Genomic DNA, 17,152 nt, shown 5'->3' with positions numbered 1-17,152 from the left:
GGGTCGGCCGCCCTCTTCCTTCCCGCTGCCGGCGCTTTGGACCCGCAGGGTCCGAGACGAAACCCGCACCCGCCCGAGCCGAATACCGCGAGACGCCGCACAGGCACTGCCCTGCCTCGGTGACCTTCTCGGTCACCCGCTGGGAAGCTCCCGAACCGTCGTAGCAGCGGCCCAGGGCGGCCTGCCACCGGCAAGCCGCCACCCCACCGTCCCCACTGTCCCCACCGTCCGTCGTCAACAGCTGCGCGCGGACGACGGACGCTGATCACTCCACCTCCAGTTACTAGCGGCGCTAGATTTACTGTCGTCGACCTGGTAGCGTCGACCATATTCCTAGCGCCGCTAGTAAACGGGAGAGATCATGCTCACGCCCATCGCCTACGGACTGGCCGTCTTCCTCACCCTCTTCGTCGTCTTCATCGGCGTCCGGTTCCTGGTGAGCCCCCAGGCCGCCGCAACCGGCTTCGGCGTACCCGCCAAGCCGCACGGAGACGCCGCCTACCTCACGGTCAAGGGCCTGCGCGACCTCACTTCGGGCGTGATCGGCCTCGCCCTGCTCGCCTTCGCGGACGCCCACGCCGTGGGCTGGTACATGCTGGCCGTCGCACTCACCCCGCTCGGCGACACCCTCATCGTCCTGCGCAACGGCGGTACCAAGGCGGCGGCCTTCGGCATCCACTTCGCCACCGCCGTGGTCGTCCTCATCAGCGCCGCCCTCCTCTTCGCCGTCTGAACCTCAGAACGTCTCGGAACCCATCGCCCAAAGGGAGCTGCGCAAATGTCTCTGATCGTGCCGGAATTCAACGAGTCCGTGATCGTCCGCGACGCCGAGGCCGAGGTGATCGGCCAGGCCCCGACCACCATCAAGCTGCTGGCCGACAGCGGCTCGACCGGCGGCGCGCTGTCCACTCAGCGGGTCACGCTCACCGACGGCGCGGACGGTGCCAGGCCGCATCACCACGCCAATTCGGCCGAGTTGTTCTACCTGCTGGACGGCACCGCGCAACTGCTGTCCGGCGAGCAGGTCGTGACCGCCGAACGCGGCGATCTGGTCATCGTCCCGCCCGGCCTCGCACACGCCTTCGCCGCCGCACCGGGGCACAACGCCGACATCCTCATCGTCATCACCCCCGGCGTCGAGCGGTTCGAGTACTTCCGCCACCTGGAGCGCATCGCTTACGGGAAGGTGCCGCCGGAGAGCCTGCTGGAGGTCCAGGAGCTCTACGACACCTACTTCCGCACCAGCGCCCCCTGGGACCAGGCTCGACCCTGAGCGAACACCACACCCAGCATGGAGGCGGACACAGTGAAGCGCATCGGCATCATCGGAGTGGGCGAGATCGGCCGGGCCATCGTGACGGGCCTGTGCGACGGGGCGGAGGTGGCCGACGGGCCGCCGGAGGTGTTCCTCTCGCCCCGGGGAGCCCGTACGGCCGCGGAGCTGTCCGAGCGCTACAAGGGCGTGCGGGTGTGCGCCGACAACCAGCAGGTGGTGGACCGCTCCGAGATCGTGCTCATCGCCGTACGCGGCCAGGACCGGCACGAAGCACTCGCCGGCCTGCGGGTGGCCGACGACAAGATCGTGGTCAACGTCATGGCCGGCGTCGGCAACGACGACCTGCGCCGGACACTGGCCACCGACGCCCCGCTCGTACGCGCCATCCCCCTGCCCGCCATACGCGAACGCCGCTCCGTCACGGTGACGTACCCGTCGCACCCGGTGGTGGATTCCCTCTTCGAGGACCTGGGCGGGGCGCTCCCGGTCGCGGACGAGGCGGCCTTCAACGTGTTCTCCGCGCTGACGGGAACGCTGACGACCCACTACGCGTACCTCGCCGCACTCACGTCGTGGGCCGCCGGCCACGGCATCGCCCCCGACGACGCGGACCGCTACATTCGCGGCCTCTTCCAGGGGGTCGGCCGCTCGCTGAGCGACGAGACCCGCTCCCTGCGCCGGCTCGCGGCCGACCACGAGACCCCGAACGGAAGCAACGAACGCATCCGCACCACGTGGTTCACCCCTGCCAACTCCGAAGCCCTCAACAAGGCCCTCGATGACCTTCTCGACCTCCTCAGCGATCTGAGGGGACGTCCTTGACGAACACGATCCCGTCGTAATCGGCCAGGCGGGCCGGGTCGAGGGGGGCGTAGCCGAACCAGGGGGAGACGCGGGCGGCGGGCCGCGGGTCGGCGAGGGAAGCGGCCAGCCGGGGCGTGTCGATGAGGTAGCGGTCCTCCGGGAGGGCGTAGAGGAGGCCTTCGAGGGTGTCCGGGGGCGGGGTGTCCACACCCTGATGCCGGATCGTGCCGAGCGCCGTGGCCACGAAGGCGTACCCCTCGGCCAGTTGGGCGCTCACCAGCGCACCGGCGCTCCACCACTCCACCGGCCCCTGCCACATCTGCATCGTGCTCTTCTCCCGCTGGAGATGGGAGTTGTGGGCGTGGATGAGTACCGGGCCCCGTTCGACGACGGCGAGGAGGTTGTCGGCCATCATCCGGTCCCGCAGCGCGCACAGCCGGGTCATACGGGCCGATGAGGTGTCGGCCATCCAGTAGTGGTAGCGCAGCAGACCGGTGGCGGCGCGCCCGTACAGGCGGGCCCGGTCCCAGGCCTCCCGCGAGGTCGCCGTGATCAGGTGCGGCATCTGCTCGTCGAACAGCGCCACCAGATCGTCGGCGAGCAGCCGCAACTCCCTCGCCTCGGCCGACTGCCCCACGGACTGGGCCGGATCCATCATCGCGTCGGGATTGGTCCACTGGTCGTCGGCGCCGAGCAGACGGTCGAGGGTTTCCGCGGTGCAGGGGAGCAGATCCGCGGCCACGTGGGCCGTGAGGTAGTCGTGGAGTGCGGTGAGGGCCTGCCGGGGGCTCGCGGCGCCGCTGGTCTCCAGCGGGCCGTCGATACCGGCGAAGCGCAGCCGCTCGGGCTCGGGCCGGCCGTCGTTGTACTCCCGTATCCAGCGGACGAGTTCGCGATTGGCCGCGGACGCACCCCAGCCGTGACTGAATCCGTGCTCCATGACGTCGTCGAGGGTGCCCGTGCCGAAGGTGACGTAGTCGTCCACGACCAGGCCCATCATGCAGTCGCTCTCGATCGCGATCGTCCGGTAGCCCTCCCGCTCGACGAGTTGGCGAAAGAGATCGTTGCGCACATCGAGCAGCGTGTCCTCGCCGTGGGTGGGCTCGCCCAGGGCGAGCAGCCGGGGCCGGGCCGGAAACAGCCTCATGACGGCTTCGGCCTCGACGGCATGGGTGGTGTCCTTGATGTCGGTAGCCATGACTTAAACGGTATCGTTGAACTTCCGGTTGAAACTTTTCCGCGATATCGGCAGGCCCATGGGACGAAACCTTCAAAACGGCGAACGGCTCAGGCCCGTTGACCTGGCACGCGGGCACGGTCTGTCCACGCAGGCGATCAGAAACTACGAGGAGGCCGGCATCCTCCCGGCCGCCGATCGCACACCCCACGGCTACCGCACTTACACGCCGCTGCACGCGCGGGCCCTGGACGCGTTCCTCGCCCTGGTGCCCGGTCACGGCCACCACACGGCGACGTCGATCATGCGGGCGGTGAACGAGGGCGCGGTCGACGAGGCGTTCCGCCTCATCGACGAGAGCCACGCCCAACTGCTCGACGACCGGCGGACCCTCCAGGCCGTGGAGAGCGCCCTCCGCGACCTGGCGCCCACGACGCCCACACCCGACCCGACGGCGTCCGGGCCCGGTGGCACGTTCATCGGGCCGCTGGCCGAAGAACTCGGCCTCCGGCCCGCGACGCTGCGCAAATGGGAGCGCGCCGGGCTGGTCCGCCCGCCCCGCGACCCGCTGACCGGGTACCGCGTCTACGACGAGGCCGCCGTACGGGACGCCCGCCTCACCCACCAGCTCAGGCGCGGCGGCTACCTGCTGGAGCAGATCGCCCCGCTGATCGCCCAGGTCCGGGCGGCCGGTGGGCTGGAGCCGCTGGAGGCCGCGCTGCGCGACTGGCACGGCCGGCTGTCCGCCCGCGGGCGGGCGATGCTGGCCGGGGCGGCCGAGCTGGAGGCGTACCTGTGCGAACGCGGATGACACGTGTCGGTCGCCGGCCGATGAGATGTCGGTCGCCGGCCGATAAGACGTCGGTCGCCGGCCGATGAGATGTCGGTCGTCAGTCGACAGGACGTCGGTCGACGGTCGGAGAACCCGCGCTGTCAGTGCCGCCTGCGACACTGCCCACCATGCCGGAATCGAATGCGAAGACCCAGCTCCGCCGCTACCTGGGCAGCGCCCGCGAAGCCCTGCTGTGGAAGCTCGACGGACTCTCGGAGTACGACATCCGCCGCCCGCTGACGCCGACGGGCACCAACCTCCTGGGGCTGGTCAAGCACTCCGCCGGAGTGGAAGTGGGTTACTTCGGCGATGTCTTCGGGCGGCCGTACGACGAGCCGCTGCCCTGGATGGCGGAGGACGCCGAGCCCAACGCGGACATGTGGGCGACCGCCGACGAGTCGCGCGAGGACATCGTCGGGCTGTACCAGCGCGTCTGGACCCACGCGGACGCCACGATCGAGGTGCTACCGCTCGACGCCGGCGGTCAGGTGCCCTGGTGGCCGGAGGAGTGGCGCGAGGTGACGCTGCACCAGATCCTTGTGCATGTGATAGCCGACCTTCAGCGGCACGCCGGGCACGCCGATATCGTCCGGGAGCTCATAGACGGGTCCGTCGGGCTGCGGGCAGGCAACGAGAACATGCCGCCGGGCGAGCAGTCGTGGTGGGAGGAGTACCGGGGCCGGCTGGAGCGTGTGGCCCGGGAAGTCGGCCGCGACCAGAAGGAGATGCCCTGATGCGGATAACCCTGCGGGACGTGAGAGACAGTGACCTCTCCGTCTTCTGGGCTCAGAGCGCTGAGCCCGAGGGGATTCACATGGCGGCCTTCACCGCCAAGGACCCCTCGGATCGCGCCGCTTTCGACGCCCACTGGGCCCGGATCCGCCAGGCCCCGGCGGTCGTGCTGCGCACCGTCGTCGGCGAGAGCGGTGAGATCGTCGGGCACGCCGCCGTGTTCGGCCCGCCCGGGGAGCGCGAGGTCACGTATTGGATCGGACGGGAGCACTGGGGTCGTGGAGCGGCTACCGCCGCCCTGCGAGAGCTGCTCGCCATCGTGCCGGAGCGCCCGCTGCACGCCCGGGCGGCGGCGGACAACGGCGGCTCCATCCGGGTCCTGGAGAAGTGCGGATTCGTGCTGACCGGCAGGGAGCGCGGTTTCGCGAACGCACGGGGCGAGGAGATCGAGGAAGTGCTGCTGACCTTGAGCGGCTGACCTCGAGCGGCTGACCCTGAGCGGCTGCCCCGGTACCTTCGCCCGCCATGGAACACACCTGGGACACCGTCCGGCGCCTCGTCGCATGGCTGGACGCGGAGAGCGCAGCCATGTCGCCTGAGGTCGCCGAGGCGATCCACGGCGTCATGGGCGGCAATCCCCGCAAGGGCGCCAGCCACACCTGGGCGGCCGGTCGCTGGGGTGAGGCCGCCGCCGGTCGCCTCTGGCACCCTTTCGGGTGAGGTGGCGGACGGGCTTTTTATCGGATGACGCATGTCGTACGGGCGGTTATCTTGCGATCTCGGCCGTGTGGCCAGCCGTTCGGCGGTAGGTAAGGTGGTTGCGCATCAGCCGCGCGCCAAGAGAGACGCAGCGAGTACATGCAGCGCAGAGGGAGTGCCACGGGTGAGTCAGCCGGAGATGCAACCCGAGGGGCTTCCTCGGCAGGAGGGCGCGAAGAAGCAGGGGGACCTGCTCGGTCGGCCCTTCCCGCACGGCGACTGGGGCGAGCCCGCCGAGCACCTTGACGAGCTGTACCGGTGGGTTGAGGAAGGCGCGCTGCAGGTCGCGGAGTGGTATCTCGCGGACCGGGTGTGGAAGCGGCGGACCGCGCGGGCGCTGCGCGTGGGGGCCGCGGTGCTGGGGGTCGTGGGGGCGTCGCTGCCGCTGCTGGATCTGAACGGGGTGCTGGGCGACGGGGCGGCCTGGGGCTGTCTGGTGCTGCTGATCGCCGCCGCGTGCGTGGCGTGCGACCGGTTCTTCGGGCTGACGTCGGGGTGGATGCGGGACGTGGCGACCGCACAGGCCGTACAGCGGCGGCTGGAGGTGCTGCAGTTCGACTGGGCGTCGGAGAGCGTACGCGAAGTGCTCGGCCCGACCGAGGGCACCGCGGCCGAGGCCGTGGAGCGCTGCCTGGCCGTGCTGCGCCGCTTCTGTGAGGACGTGTCGGAACTCGTACGGACCGAAACCGCGGGCTGGATGGTGGACTTCGGCTCCGGCTCGGCGCCCCTGTTCACCCAGGCCCTGGTGGCCCAGGGCCCCCGCCCGGAGGGCGGAGGCCCCGCGAACCGTCTCCCGATGCCGCCCGCCGCCCGCCCCAACATGCCACGCCAGCGCCCGCCGGAGCCGCCGCGCTAGGGCGGAGCCGCCGCGCTAGGGCTGGGCCCTACTCTCAGCCCTACCGTCGGCGCTCGGTTTTCGCGCTCACGCGCTCGCGCAGCAGGTCCTGGTAGTAGCCGGACCGCTCGTCGTCCAGGTCGATGAGCTCGCAGATGTCCGCCGCCGTCTCGGCGTCGTCCGCGCTGCCCGTGAGTCCGATCCGCGCGATCAGCCAGTAACCCTCGCGCGCCCGGGCCCGGCACTCGTCGCCCAGACGCGTCCGCCCCAGCGCCTGTTCGGTGGCATGTGAGTCACCGCTGACCAGATGGCACAGCGTGTCCAGGAGGTGGCGTCGGGCGAGCGAGGACGGCTCGCCCGCCAGCGCGGCCAGGATCACGCCGACGGCGGGCACGGCTGCCTCGAAGAGGTTGGTGCCGAGCTCGAGGTGGTTGTCGAGGGTGTACCCGAGCATGTCCTGCGGTGTCCCGGCGGTGAGGATCGCCTCGAACATCAACGGCACATGTTCCGCGGACTCACCGCAGCCGCATCTCAGCGCCGCCCAGTCATGCCGCGCCAGCTCCGCGCGCACCGGCGCGCCGATGCTCAACCGCGCACCGACGACCGGTGATCGTCGCCCTGGAGCCGGTACACCACGCTCCGGCGCAGCGGACCCTCGGGCACGGTCATGTCGTCGAAGTCGTCGGCCGGGTCGCGGGTCATGCCGATACGGCGCATCACCGCCTGCGAACGGAGGTTGGTGGCCGTCGTGATCGCGAGGATTTCGGCGAGGCCGACGCTTTCGAAGCCGTGGTCCAGCGCCGCGAGGGCGGCCTCGGTGGCGTAGCCGTGCCCCCAGTGCGGGCGGGCCAGCCGCCAGCCGACCTCCACTCCGGTGAACGGCGTGTCCTCGTCCACCGGATCGAGCCCCGTGAACCCGATGAACGCGCCGGTGGCCTTCACCTCCACTGCCCACCACCCCCAGCCCCGCTGGTCGAGGTCGGCCTGGAAGTCGGCCACCGACGCGTCGCTCTGCTCCCGGGTGAGGGTGCCCGGGAAGTACTCGCGGACTTCGGGATCGGCGTTCATGGCGGCCCACGGCGCGAGGTCGGATTCCCGCCACCCGCGGAGCACAAGACGGTCGGTACGCAGCTCGGACATCGCGTAACCGTAAAGGAACGAACGAGCGCGGAGCGATCGAATAAAGCGACCCAGCACGCGGTCTTCGGCCCTGACCCTCGACATTACTACTGAGTGCAACACAGCAGTGTCAGTGTCAGTCGTCTTGTGATCAGCGGTCTTGGATGCCACTCTTTGACACATGAGAGAAAAGAAGGACCCTGCCGCGCACCCCGACTACCGGCACCCCGACTTGAAGCGCGTAGAGGCCACCAGGAAGGCCATTGCGGACGCGGAAAGGAAGCTGGCCGAGCTACGCGAGCAGCTGGACGACGATGTCCGCGCAGCCATGACGCCACCCACCGGCGAAAAGCTCCCTTACGGCCGGGTGAAGCGCCTTCAGCTTCTCTTCGGCTACGAAGACAACAGCAACCTGTACCGGATGCGAGACCGCAGCATCCAACGAGCCGAGAAGTCGTTCACCGAGAACTCCGACACGGACGACGACACAAAGCCATCGGCCAGCGACGATGAGAACGTCCTCGCCGATCAGATGAAGCTAGCGGCAGCCTGACCGCGCCGCCGAAGGAACCTGCCGCTCATGACGACCGCCGGCATCACAGGGGCCACCGTCCCCCCCATGCCCGAGAAGACGCCCAAAGCGCTCCGTGCCGCCATCGCCCAGCACACCCCGAAGCTCCTCGTCGACTTCGAACGACACTGGCGCCGGGACATCATGGACACCTACGACCTCGCCCCCGTCCCCGCCTTCATGGCCCGCTGGTGGGGCGAGTACGCACTGGCCCGCAACCCCAGCCTTGAGGCCGAAGTTCACCGCCTGGAGGACGAGGCCGCACAGGAACCCGACTACGCCCGCGCCAAGGCCATGATCGAAGAGGCCGGACGGCTCCGCCGTGAAGCCGCGAAGGCGGAACCCGGCCAGTGACAAGCGAATTCATGGGGCCACCCTGGCAAGCCGACTGGACCAAGGAAGCGGAGCACAACCGCATCGCCCTCCCTGTGGAGGCCCGCGCCTGGGTCGACGCCGCCCGTGCCGAACTCGTCACCGCGACGGACCCGTACTTCCGGGGCATCGACGCCGACCGCGACCTACCTGCTGGAATGAGCGTCGAGCCCGTCCAGTCCACCCGCCCCAGCGGCGAACACGTCCTCTACTTCGACCACGGGCGCGGCTGGCTCCGATACCACTTTGCACCCCGCACCACCGACCCGCAGATCGTGATCGATGAGTGCTACTGGCAATAGGCCCGCATCTCCGTGCCGGTCCGCCGGTGGGCGGGACCGGCACGGGGACGGGTGGGCCTAGCTGAAGACGATCATCGAGCCCTGGCCCAGGCTGCGTGTCGCCGCCGCGTGCAGGCCCAGCCAGACATGGCGCTCACGGGCGAAGGGACTGTCCTCGTACGGGATCGGCGCCGCCGGTTCCTCCAGGGTGGTGGGGCGGGCCGGGGGTGCGGGGGTGGCCGGGGGGTTGGCGGGGTCGATACCGAGGGCCGGGGCGACCGTCTCCAGCTCTCTCAGCAGGCCGTGGCTCGACCCCAGGGGGCCACCGCCTTCGAGGAGTTCGTCGTTGGACAGCGGGCGTTCGAAGTCGACGGGGACATAGGCGCCGGCGTGGTCGTAGTGCCACACCAGATGCGACTGCTGGGCCGTGGGCTCGAACATCTCCAGCAACTGTTCGTAGTCCCCGCCGAGTTCGTCCACCGGCGTGACGGCCAGCCCGCAGACCTGCAGCAGATAGGCGCGGCGCAGCAAGTGCAGGGCGTCGTAGTCGAAGGCCGCGACCGGGGCGACGTCCCCGGACAGGCCCGGCATATAGCCGAAGACGGGCACGGGCGGCAGTCCGGCGTCACCGAGCGCCTTGTCGTACGCGGCGATCTCCTCCGCGAAGGGGTTGTCGGGGCTGTGACACAGCACATCGACGAGGGGGACCAGCCAGAGGTCACATGCCACGCGATCTCACTCTCGTATCCGTACGGTCGATGGTCGGCCCAGCGTAATGCTCCCCGTACGCCGCGCGAAGGGCCCTGTACGTCAGGGGGGCGCGGTGGTGGCGAATGTCGTCCCGGACGGGCTCGCCGGTGACGTGAATGCGCCCCTGTCCGAGCCTGACTGCGTGCCCGACGGCGTGCCCGACGTATCCGTCGGGGCGTCCGGCGACCCGGTGGGCGATCCGCTCGGCGGCCCCGTGGTCGGCATGTACTCCGATCCGCTCGGCGATCCGCTCGGCGACGCGGACGATCTCCCCGTGGGCCCGGTGGGCTCCGTGGGCGACGGCGTCGGGCTCTGCTCCAAGGTCGTCGTCGGCACGGTGCGGGTCGGGCCCGGGCCCGCGGGCGGGGCGCCGCGGCCGGGCAGCACCTGTACGGCCAGGGCCAGCGCCACGGCCACCAGCGCGACGACCAGCCCCGCGGCCACGGGCAGCGCCGCCCGGCGCGCCCGCACCCGCCGCCGGCCGTGCCGTACGGCCCGGGACACGTCCACCCCCGGCGCCGCTGGGCCCGGTTCAAGACCGCGCAGCGGGGAGAGCAGCCGTGCGGCCTCCCGTTCCAGCTCGTCGTCCCGCATGGCGGCTACTCCTTCCCCACAGGTGGCATCGGAACAATCGGCTGACCGCCGAGTTGGGCGCGCAGCCGGGCCAGGCCCCGGGCGGTCTGGCTCTTCACATTCCCCTCGGAACAGCCGAGGACCGCCGCCACCTCGGCCACCGGCAGATCGCACAGGAAGCGCAGCACCAGCACGGCGCGTTGGCGCGCCGGGATGCGTGAGAGCGCGGTGTGCACGACCGTGCGCGTCTCGATGTCCGGTACGCCCGCGACGGGCGGCAGCCCCGGCGTCTCGTGCGGCGCGCCCGAGAGCCGGACGACCCGGGCCCAGCCGAGGCGCTGCTCGTTGAGGAAGCAGCGGACGAGGATCGTGTGGACGTAGCGGTCCAGGTCGTCTGCGGCGCGGGCGCGGTTCCAGTGGACGTACAGCTTGGTCAGGGCGGTTTGGACGACGTCGTCGGCGCGGTGCGGGTCCTTGCAGAGCAGATGCGCGATGCGGCGGAGCGCGGGCAGCCGTGTGGAGACGTACGCGGTGTACGCCCCTTCGGCCTCCGCCCTGTCCCCGGAAGCCCTGTCTCCGGCCGTCCGGCTCATGTCCCTCCGTGCACTTCCCACACCCACACGCCCCCGATCCACTCCCCCTGCCACCCCAACAGCCGCTCCAAGGTGACACGCAGCGCCTCGTCCCCCGGTTGCGGGGCCAGCACAACCGCGCCCGCGCGCCAGAATTCGAGGTCCGCGCGGACGGCGCGGCGCTGCTTCTGGCCGATGTGCGGGACCCGTCCGGTGCGGTGGACCTCCTCCAGGAGGGCGGAGGTGTAGCGGTATTGCGGGCCGTAGATGCCCCTCCGGTCGGGGCCGCCGGGGCCGTTGAAGTAGCCGCCGGGGAGCGGGAAACCGAGTCCGGCGGCGGTCTGCCAGTGCAGGGGCTCGGCGTTTCCGGGGCTGGGCAGCGGTACGGGGACGAGGGAGTGGCCCTTGGGAACGTGGGCGCGCCAGGTGCCGTCCGCGATGAAGGACGGGACGGGGACGCGGTCGGCGGTGGTGAACGGCGTGGGCGCGAGGGGCAGCAGGGCGGCGGTGACGGCGGCCCATCCGGCGATCCGCAGCGCCCAGTCGATGCCGCCCGGCCCACCGGCCTTGTCGGTGCCCGGCGCCCCCGCGCCCGGCTCCCGCGCCCCCGCTCCCGGCTCCCGCGCCAGCGCGCCCGGCTCCCGCGCCAGCGCGCACAGTTGGTCGCAGGCCAGGGCCAGCAGGATGCCGAGCGCGGGCACCGCCGCCATCGCCACCCGCGACTCGATGACCGACTCGAACAGCGGCTGATCGGCGAGCGCCCGCCACGGCCCCGGCAGCACGATCCCCGTCCAGGGCACGGGGATCGTACGCCCGAGGGAGAGCACGGATGCCGCGAACGCCACCCACCCGAGCGCCCGCACCCGCGGATCCCGCCACAGCCACACCACCACGGCGGCGGTCAGGACGAGCAGCGGCCAGCCGAAGAAGGCGTTCTGCTCGGTGCGGTTGATCGCCAGCGCGTCGGCGGTGGCCTCGCGCCCGGCCAGCGAGCGGCCCGCGAACTCCCAGAACGCACGCGGTGAGTTGCCGACCGGACCGTGCAGCACGCTGTGATAGCTCTGCGCGCCGAAGAACTGCCACAGCAGCGGATACGCGAGCAGCGGTACGCACACCGCGGCGGCGAAGGCCAGCCCCCGGGCCAGCGGGCGCACCGCCGCGCGCGCCTCGGCCGGGCGTACGGCCGTGTAGCCGGCCGCGAAGAGGACCAGGCCCACGGCGGCGAGCAGCAGCGCCTCCTCGCCGAGGAAGACCTGGTAGGTGAGGAAGAGGCCGAGGACGATCCCGTCGCGTCTGACGCGGGCGCCCGCGCACAGCCGCAGCAGCCGGTCGATGATCAGCGGCATCATGAACAGCACCGCGAAGTTGGGGTGCGCGTTGGCGTGGGAGATCATCGGCGGGGCGAAGGCGCACAGGGCGCCGCCGAGCGCGGCGGCCCGGCGCGCCCGTACGAACCGCTTGCGCAGCAGCCAGTACCAGGCGCCCGCGGTCCCGGCCAGCCCACAGGTCAGCACCAGCGCCCAGGTCGCCCCCGGGCCGAAGAGCGCGGTGACGGGTGCGAGCGGGACGCCGAGGCCGAGCATGGCGGTGTTGGCCATCAGGTTGACCCCGAGCGGGGTGTTCTGCAGCTCGGTGAAGAACGGGTCGCCGAGCCCGGATCCCCCGAAGATCTTGTCGGCGGTGACCGCGAAGAACCACTCCCACTGGTTCTGGTCCTGCCCGCTGTCGACCAGATAGCGGTGGCCGACGTCCGCCCACAGCCCCTTGTAGAGCAGCACCGACAGCAGCAGATAGCCGAGGAGCACGGCCATGTCGCCCGCGCGCAGCCGCTCCCGTACGCCCCGCCGCCACAGCCGCAGCAGCTCAAGCAGCACCCGGCCGTAGTCCAGCGGACGGATCTTGGAGCCCGCCTGGTGCGCCCAGCGCACCGGCACCTCGGCGACCGGCCAGTCCGCGCGGCGGAAGGCGCGCAGGATCTCCACGTCGATGCCCCATCCGTCGAGCCGTGACCGCCCGAAGGCGGCGCGCGCCCGGTCGCCGTCGAAGAGTTTGAAGCCGCACTGGGTGTCGCCGACGCCGGGCAGGACGACCGCGCGTATCACGCGGTTTCCCGCGCGGCCCGCCAGCCGCCGCAGCGGGTGCTGGTCGACCTCGATCAGCGCGTCGGGATGCGCGCGGGAGCCGATCGCGGCGGCGAAGCCCGCGTCGAGCCGGTCATGCAGCGCCGGCAACTCCTCGATGGGGGTGGCGAGGTCGGCGTCGGTCAGCAGCACCCGGCGCCCGCGCGAGGCGAGCACGCCCAGCCGCAGCGCATGGCCCTTGCCGTGGTTTCGCGGGCACCCGACCGACGAGGGCGGCGGGGTCAGCAGCCGGATACGCGGCTCGGCCCTGGCCGCGTCACGGACGACGGCCGCGGTGGCGTCGCTCGACCCGTCGTCGACGACGATCAGCTCCCAGTCGGCGTGGCGGCCGGGCGAGGAGCGCAGATAGCGGCAGATCGCGTCGAGGGTCCGGGGCAGCCGGTGCTCCTCGTTGTACGCGGGCACGACAACGGTCAGATCGACGGTGTCGGTGTCGATGCCGGTGCCGGTCGCGGGCCGGAGGGCCAGGGACCGGGCGGGCGGAGTGTGCAGCACATGAGGGTGACCGCCGCGGACCCCCGACAGGTTGTGTGTTCTGCGTCACATCACCGTGCGGGTGGGGTGGTTCAGTCCTTCTCGTCCCCGGTGACCAGGCGCTCGATCAGGGCGACGGAGTGCGCGTTGTACGCGGTTATCAGCCGCTCGGAGGTCTCGGCGTCGCCGCGGGTGACGGCCGCGGTGAGCTCGCAGTGCCCGGCCCACAGCCGCCCGCGCAGATCCGGTACGCGCCGCAGATACGGCACCGTGAAGACCCAGGACTGCACCCGCAGCCGTTGGAGGAAGTCGAGGATGTACGGATTGCCGACGAGCCCGCAGAGCTCACGCCAGAAGCGCAGGTCGTAGCCGATCAGTATGTCGAGGTCGCCGGAGCGCGCGGCCCGCTCGGCCTCCTCCGCCCGGCGCCGCACCGAGGCCAGCGCCTGCGGGGTCATGGTGCGCAGGGTCTCCTCGACGGAGTGCCGGAAAAGCCCCTCGACCACCATGTTGCGGGCGTTGATCATGTGCCGGAAGTCCTCGAAGGTGAACTCGTGGACCCTGAAGCCACGGTGCTCCTCGACGTCCAGCAGCCCCTGGGCGCACAGATCGAGCAGGGCCTCGCGCACCGGGGTGGCGGAGACCCCGTACTGGTCCGCCATCTCCTTGACCGTGAACTGCCGCCCGGCCGGAAGCCGGCCCGCCAGCACCTCGTCACACAGCGCGTCGGCGATCTGCTGCCGCAGCGTATTGCGCTTCACCGGGCTGGTGCCGGGCACGGGCATCGAGGACCGTCTCCTTCCGCGGCCGTCGTGTCGTACGGATTCGGACGGCCCTCGCATCACGATATGCGAGGGCGTTGCGCGAAGTACGCGAAGAGTGCGCGGGTGAAGCGGTCTACACCGTTATTTGATCTCCATCTGAGCCTACGGGCGCGGCATGGTGTGGGCGTCGGCCGCGGACAGGGCCTCGTCCAGGATGGCAAGACCCTCCTTGGCCTCGGCCTCGGTGATGGTGCACGGCGGGACCACATGCGTGCGGTTCATGTTCACGAACGGCCACAGACCGCCGCGCTTGCAGGCCGCCGCGAAGTCGGCCATGGGCCGATTGGCCGGGCCGGTCGCGTTGTACGGGACCAGGGGCTCGCGGGTGGCCTTGTCCTTCACCAGTTCGACCGCCCAGAACACGCCCAGGCCGCGGACCTCGCCCACACAGGCGTGGCGCTCGGCGATCTCGCGCAGCCCCGGGCCGATGATCTCCGCCCCGATCGCGGCGGCGTTCGCCACGATGCCCTCCTCCGCCATCGCGTTGATCGTGGCGACGGCGGAGGCGCAGGCCAGCGGGTGGCCGGAGTAGGTGAGGCCGCCGGGGTAGGGCCGCTGGTCGAAGTCGGCGGCGATGGCGGCGCTGATCGCGACCCCGCCGAGCGGGACATAGCCGGAGTTGACGCCCTTGGCGAAGGTCAGCAGGTCCGGGGTGACGCCGAAGTGGTCGGCGGCGAACCAGTGGCCGGTGCGGCCGAAGCCCGCCATGACCTCGTCGAGGATGAAGACGATGCCGTAGCGGTCGCAGATCTCGCGGACCCCGGCCAGATAGCCGGGCGGCGGCACCATGATCCCCGCGGTCCCGGGGACGGTCTCCAGGATGATCGCGGCGATGGACTGCGGGCCCTCGAAGGCGATGGTCTGCTCCAGATGCGCGAGGGCGCGCTCGCACTCCTGCCGCTCGTCGGTGGCGTGGAAGGGCGAGCGGTAGAGGAACGGCCCCCAGAAGTGGACGACGCCGGCCGAGGCGGTGTCCGAGGCCCAGCGGCGCGGATCGCCGGTCAGGTTGATCGCGGCGGCGGTGGCGCCGTGGTACGAGCGGTAGGTGGAGAGCACCTTGGTGCGGCCGGTGTGCAGCCGGGCCATGCGGACGGCGTGCTCGACGGCCTCGGCGCCGCCGTTGGTGAAGAAGATCTTGTCCAGGTCGCCGGGTGTGCGCTCGGCGACCAGCCGCGCCGCCTCGGACCGTACGTCCACGGCGAAACCCGGCGCGAACGTGCACAGCCTGGCGGCCTGTTCCTGGATGGCGGCGACGACCTTGGGGTGCTGATGGCCGATGTTGGTGTTGACCAGCTGGCTGGAGAAGTCGAGGTAGCGGTTTCCGTCGTAGTCCCAGAAGTACGAGCCCTCGGCGCCCGCGACGGCGAGGGGGTCGATGAGCCCCTGGGCCGACCACGAGTGGAAGACATGCGCCCGGTCCGCCGCCTTGACGGCGGCACCGGTGGCGGGGTCGGGCACGGGGCCTGGGGTGGGGGCGGAGTGCGCGGGCTGTGCGGCCACGTTCGGTACCTCTGATCGCTCGGGATCGCTCGCGGGTCTGTCGCGCCCAGAGTACGGATCGGCGGCCCGGGCGCGGCACCTGCGCGGCACCGGAGAATCGACACGGCCAGATACGGAACCGGTAACAGATCCCATGCGTCGTCCACTTCACTCTCAGCCCCCTTTATTCTCTGGCCAGAGGCTGATCGCAGGGGCTGATCACAGGGGCTGATCAGGGAACAGGGGAAGGACAGCGACGCATGGAAGACCTGGGGCCCGAGGACCCTCGTTGGATCGGCGAGTACCGGTTGATCCGCCGGCTGGGGGCGGGCGGTATGGGACGGGTGTTCCTCGCCCATTCACCGCGCGGCCGTACAGTCGCGGTGAAACTCGTACAGACCGAACTCGCCCAACAGGCCGAATTCCGGCGTCGTTTCAAGCAGGAGGTGCGGGCCGCGCAGCGGGTCGGGGGTGAGTGGACCGCGCCCGTACTCGACGCGGACACCGAGGCCGCCACTCCCTGGGTCGCCACGGGCTATATCGCCGGGCCGTCCCTGCACGCGATCGTGTCCGAATCGGGTGCCCTGCCCGAGCGGTCGGTGCGCATCCTGGGCCATGGACTCACCAAGGCGCTGCAGGCCATCCACGGCGTCAACCTGATCCACCGCGACCTCAAACCCTCCAACGTCCTGATCACGATCGACGGGCCGCGCGTCATCGACTTCGGCATCGCGCGCGCCCTGGAGACCGTCACCGACGGCATCCTCACCCGCAGCGGCGCCGTGGTCGGCTCGCCGGGCTTCATGTCCCCCGAGCAGGTGCGCGGCGAGCGGGTCACCCCGGCCAGCGATATCTTCTGCCTCGGGTCGGTGCTCGCGTTCGCGGCGATCGGTCGCCAGCCGTTCGGCACCTCCGACAGCGGGGTGCACGCGGTGATGTACCGCATCGCCCAGGAGGAGCCCGACCTGGACGGGCTGCCCGAGGGGCTGCGGGACCTGGTCATCGACTGTCTGAACAAGGACCCGGCCGCCCGGCCGAACCTGGAGCAGCTGCTGGCCCGTACGGCCGAGCCCCAGACCGGGGACGAGGCGGAGGGCGCCGACGAGCCCTGGCTGCCGGGCAGCCTCGTCGCCCAGCTCGGGCGGCACGCCGTACAGCTCCTGGACGCGGAGACCCCGGCCGCGCCGCCGGCGCACGGTGTGCCCGCGCCGCCGACCACGCCGCCCGTCGGCCCGCCCGCCTTCCCGCCGGCCAAGCCGACCGTCCCGGCGCCCCCGACGACACCGCCGACGGCCACGTCGTACCCGCTGGCGCCCGCGGAGCCGCCGACGCCCCCGCCGCCGACCAACCCGCCGCCGCAGACGGCCCCCACCACGCCTCTGGCCGCTCCCCCGGCCACGCCTCCGGCCGTTCCGCCCGCCATCCCCGCCGCACCGCCGGTGGGGCCCGTGGCGCCCGCCGCCGCGGCCCAGACGCCGCAGGCGCCGCAGCCGCCCGCCGCACCGCCACAGGCGGCTGCCGGCCCGCGGGCAGTGGTGATGCGGGGGTGTCCGAGCTGCAATTCCTTGACCCGCTCGCCGG

21 protein-coding genes are annotated in these 17,152 nt (G+C 71.4%); 12 read left to right on the top strand and 9 right to left on the bottom strand.

Annotation, left to right across the window (positions count from 1 at the left end):
* The first annotated feature begins 361 nt into the window (after positions 1 to 361).
* Genes ACWDSL_RS44340 through ACWDSL_RS44330 form a run of 3 tightly spaced genes read left to right on the top strand, consistent with a single transcriptional unit; the run spans position 362 to position 2,098 of the window.
* Positions 362 to 733 carry a DUF4267 domain-containing protein gene (locus tag ACWDSL_RS44340; protein ID WP_450494236.1) on the top strand — a complete coding sequence of 124 codons (372 nt, stop codon included), beginning with the start codon at positions 362 to 364 and terminating at the stop codon, positions 731 to 733.
* Positions 734 to 778: 45 nt separating this feature from the next.
* Positions 779 to 1,273: a cupin domain-containing protein gene (locus ACWDSL_RS44335; protein WP_450494234.1), complete on the top strand. Its 495-nt coding sequence runs from the start codon at positions 779 to 781 to the stop codon at positions 1,271 to 1,273.
* Between the two features lie 18 nt (positions 1,274 to 1,291).
* Complete coding sequence (locus tag ACWDSL_RS44330) at positions 1,292 to 2,098, top strand: NAD(P)-binding domain-containing protein (protein WP_450494232.1); 807 nt, start codon at positions 1,292 to 1,294, stop codon at positions 2,096 to 2,098.
* On the opposite strand, the gene ACWDSL_RS44325 is transcribed toward ACWDSL_RS44330, so the two are convergent.
* Complete coding sequence (locus tag ACWDSL_RS44325; RefSeq protein WP_450494231.1) at positions 2,073 to 3,278, bottom strand: erythromycin esterase family protein; 1,206 nt, start codon at positions 3,276 to 3,278, stop codon at positions 2,073 to 2,075. The genes ACWDSL_RS44330 and ACWDSL_RS44325 overlap by 26 nt on opposite strands.
* A 58-nt stretch (positions 3,279 to 3,336) precedes the next feature.
* Between ACWDSL_RS44325 and ACWDSL_RS44320 the strand changes: the two genes are divergently transcribed.
* The 5 genes from ACWDSL_RS44320 to ACWDSL_RS44300 all read left to right on the top strand — a co-directional run bounded on the left by ACWDSL_RS44320 (position 3,337) and on the right by ACWDSL_RS44300 (position 6,436).
* Positions 3,337 to 4,068 carry a TioE family transcriptional regulator gene (locus ACWDSL_RS44320; RefSeq protein WP_450494230.1) on the top strand — a complete coding sequence of 244 codons (732 nt, stop codon included), beginning with the start codon at positions 3,337 to 3,339 and terminating at the stop codon, positions 4,066 to 4,068.
* A gap of 149 nt (positions 4,069 to 4,217) precedes the next feature.
* A complete protein-coding gene (locus ACWDSL_RS44315) occupies positions 4,218 to 4,823 on the top strand; it encodes a DinB family protein (protein ID WP_450494228.1) in 606 nt (201 codons plus the stop codon).
* Positions 4,823 to 5,299 (top strand): GNAT family N-acetyltransferase, encoded by a 477-nt coding sequence (locus ACWDSL_RS44310; RefSeq protein WP_450494226.1) that lies wholly within the window; start codon positions 4,823 to 4,825, stop codon positions 5,297 to 5,299. The genes ACWDSL_RS44315 and ACWDSL_RS44310 overlap by 1 nt, the downstream gene beginning before the upstream one ends.
* Positions 5,300 to 5,346: 47 nt before the next feature.
* On the top strand, positions 5,347 to 5,541 hold the full coding sequence (locus ACWDSL_RS44305) for a hypothetical protein (RefSeq protein WP_450494224.1): 195 nt from the start codon (positions 5,347 to 5,349) through the stop codon (positions 5,539 to 5,541).
* 163 nt (positions 5,542 to 5,704) lie between these two features.
* On the top strand, positions 5,705 to 6,436 hold the full coding sequence (locus tag ACWDSL_RS44300; protein ID WP_450494223.1) for an SLATT domain-containing protein: 732 nt from the start codon (positions 5,705 to 5,707) through the stop codon (positions 6,434 to 6,436).
* A 40-nt stretch (positions 6,437 to 6,476) separates the two neighbouring features.
* Here the strand turns inward: ACWDSL_RS44300 and ACWDSL_RS44295 are convergent, their stop codons facing one another.
* Both ACWDSL_RS44295 and ACWDSL_RS44290 read right to left on the bottom strand, forming a co-directional pair.
* Positions 6,477 to 7,004, bottom strand: coding sequence for a hypothetical protein (locus ACWDSL_RS44295; protein WP_450494222.1), 528 nt, complete (start codon positions 7,002 to 7,004; stop codon positions 6,477 to 6,479).
* Positions 7,001 to 7,555 (bottom strand): GNAT family N-acetyltransferase, encoded by a 555-nt coding sequence (locus tag ACWDSL_RS44290; RefSeq protein WP_450494220.1) that lies wholly within the window; start codon positions 7,553 to 7,555, stop codon positions 7,001 to 7,003. Before ACWDSL_RS44290 ends, ACWDSL_RS44295 begins: the two co-directional genes overlap by 4 nt.
* Before the next feature lie 160 nt (positions 7,556 to 7,715).
* Here ACWDSL_RS44290 and ACWDSL_RS44285 point away from each other — a divergent pair, with 160 nt between their 5' ends.
* The 3 genes from ACWDSL_RS44285 to ACWDSL_RS44275 all read left to right on the top strand — a co-directional run bounded on the left by ACWDSL_RS44285 (position 7,716) and on the right by ACWDSL_RS44275 (position 8,779).
* The gene (locus tag ACWDSL_RS44285; protein ID WP_450494219.1) at positions 7,716 to 8,087 is read left to right on the top strand and encodes a hypothetical protein; all 372 of its coding nucleotides are present in this window, start codon (positions 7,716 to 7,718) and stop codon (positions 8,085 to 8,087) included.
* Positions 8,088 to 8,153: 66 nt separating this feature from the next.
* Entirely contained in the window at positions 8,154 to 8,459 is a 306-nt protein-coding gene (locus tag ACWDSL_RS44280) for a hypothetical protein (RefSeq protein WP_450494217.1), read from the top strand.
* Positions 8,460 to 8,470: 11 nt separating this feature from the next.
* Positions 8,471 to 8,779, top strand: coding sequence for a hypothetical protein (locus ACWDSL_RS44275; protein ID WP_450494215.1), 309 nt, complete (start codon positions 8,471 to 8,473; stop codon positions 8,777 to 8,779).
* 57 nt (positions 8,780 to 8,836) lie between these two features.
* Here ACWDSL_RS44275 and ACWDSL_RS44270 read toward each other — a convergent pair whose 3' ends face one another.
* The 6 genes from ACWDSL_RS44270 to ACWDSL_RS44245 all read right to left on the bottom strand — a co-directional run bounded on the left by ACWDSL_RS44270 (position 8,837) and on the right by ACWDSL_RS44245 (position 15,592).
* The gene (locus ACWDSL_RS44270; protein WP_014178278.1) at positions 8,837 to 9,487 is read right to left on the bottom strand and encodes a hypothetical protein; all 651 of its coding nucleotides are present in this window, start codon (positions 9,485 to 9,487) and stop codon (positions 8,837 to 8,839) included.
* 81 nt (positions 9,488 to 9,568) lie between these two features.
* Positions 9,569 to 10,102, bottom strand: coding sequence for a hypothetical protein (locus tag ACWDSL_RS44265; protein ID WP_450494214.1), 534 nt, complete (start codon positions 10,100 to 10,102; stop codon positions 9,569 to 9,571).
* Positions 10,103 to 10,107: 5 nt separating this feature from the next.
* Positions 10,108 to 10,674 (bottom strand): SigE family RNA polymerase sigma factor, encoded by a 567-nt coding sequence (locus ACWDSL_RS44260; protein ID WP_450494212.1) that lies wholly within the window; start codon positions 10,672 to 10,674, stop codon positions 10,108 to 10,110.
* Positions 10,671 to 13,289 (bottom strand): glycosyltransferase, encoded by a 2,619-nt coding sequence (locus ACWDSL_RS44255; RefSeq protein ID WP_450494211.1) that lies wholly within the window; start codon positions 13,287 to 13,289, stop codon positions 10,671 to 10,673. Before ACWDSL_RS44255 ends, ACWDSL_RS44260 begins: the two co-directional genes overlap by 4 nt.
* A 71-nt stretch (positions 13,290 to 13,360) precedes the next feature.
* Positions 13,361 to 14,053, bottom strand: a complete 693-nt coding sequence (locus ACWDSL_RS44250) for a GntR family transcriptional regulator (protein ID WP_450494209.1) — start codon at positions 14,051 to 14,053, stop codon at positions 13,361 to 13,363.
* 141 nt (positions 14,054 to 14,194) lie between these two features.
* A complete protein-coding gene (locus ACWDSL_RS44245; RefSeq protein WP_450494207.1) occupies positions 14,195 to 15,592 on the bottom strand; it encodes an aminotransferase class III-fold pyridoxal phosphate-dependent enzyme in 1,398 nt (465 codons plus the stop codon).
* A 239-nt stretch (positions 15,593 to 15,831) separates the two neighbouring features.
* Between ACWDSL_RS44245 and ACWDSL_RS44240 the strand changes: the two genes are divergently transcribed.
* On the top strand, positions 15,832 to 17,152 hold a 1,321-nt coding region (locus ACWDSL_RS44240), incomplete at its 3' end, for a serine/threonine-protein kinase (RefSeq protein WP_450494205.1).

It is taken from the genome of Streptomyces sp. NPDC000941 (assembly GCF_053599555.1).
The sequence above is the reverse complement of the archived record's forward strand: the minus strand, read 5'-3'. Positions and strand labels throughout refer to the sequence as shown.

What these genes read in the sequence shown, in the direction of transcription:
- ACWDSL_RS44280 (WP_450494217.1), top strand. Translation starts at nt 8,154, where the DNA reads ATGCCCGAGAAGACGCCCAAAGCGCTCCGTGCCGCCATCGCCCAGCAC.
- ACWDSL_RS44260 (WP_450494212.1), bottom strand. Translation starts at nt 10,674, where the DNA reads ATGAGCCGGACGGCCGGAGACAGGGCTTCCGGGGACAGGGCGGAGGCC.
- ACWDSL_RS44305 (WP_450494224.1), top strand. Translation starts at nt 5,347, where the DNA reads ATGGAACACACCTGGGACACCGTCCGGCGCCTCGTCGCATGGCTGGAC.
- ACWDSL_RS44265 (WP_450494214.1), bottom strand. Translation starts at nt 10,102, where the DNA reads ATGCGGGACGACGAGCTGGAACGGGAGGCCGCACGGCTGCTCTCCCCG.
- ACWDSL_RS44315 (WP_450494228.1), top strand. Translation starts at nt 4,218, where the DNA reads ATGCCGGAATCGAATGCGAAGACCCAGCTCCGCCGCTACCTGGGCAGC.
- ACWDSL_RS44325 (WP_450494231.1), bottom strand. Translation starts at nt 3,278, where the DNA reads ATGGCTACCGACATCAAGGACACCACCCATGCCGTCGAGGCCGAAGCC.
- ACWDSL_RS44275 (WP_450494215.1), top strand. Translation starts at nt 8,471, where the DNA reads ATGGGGCCACCCTGGCAAGCCGACTGGACCAAGGAAGCGGAGCACAAC.
- ACWDSL_RS44310 (WP_450494226.1), top strand. Translation starts at nt 4,823, where the DNA reads ATGCGGATAACCCTGCGGGACGTGAGAGACAGTGACCTCTCCGTCTTC.
- ACWDSL_RS44320 (WP_450494230.1), top strand. Translation starts at nt 3,337, where the DNA reads ATGGGACGAAACCTTCAAAACGGCGAACGGCTCAGGCCCGTTGACCTG.
- ACWDSL_RS44285 (WP_450494219.1), top strand. Translation starts at nt 7,716, where the DNA reads ATGAGAGAAAAGAAGGACCCTGCCGCGCACCCCGACTACCGGCACCCC.
- ACWDSL_RS44290 (WP_450494220.1), bottom strand. Translation starts at nt 7,555, where the DNA reads ATGTCCGAGCTGCGTACCGACCGTCTTGTGCTCCGCGGGTGGCGGGAA.
- ACWDSL_RS44335 (WP_450494234.1), top strand. Translation starts at nt 779, where the DNA reads ATGTCTCTGATCGTGCCGGAATTCAACGAGTCCGTGATCGTCCGCGAC.
- ACWDSL_RS44250 (WP_450494209.1), bottom strand. Translation starts at nt 14,053, where the DNA reads ATGCCCGTGCCCGGCACCAGCCCGGTGAAGCGCAATACGCTGCGGCAG.
- ACWDSL_RS44330 (WP_450494232.1), top strand. Translation starts at nt 1,292, where the DNA reads ATGGAGGCGGACACAGTGAAGCGCATCGGCATCATCGGAGTGGGCGAG.
- ACWDSL_RS44340 (WP_450494236.1), top strand. Translation starts at nt 362, where the DNA reads ATGCTCACGCCCATCGCCTACGGACTGGCCGTCTTCCTCACCCTCTTC.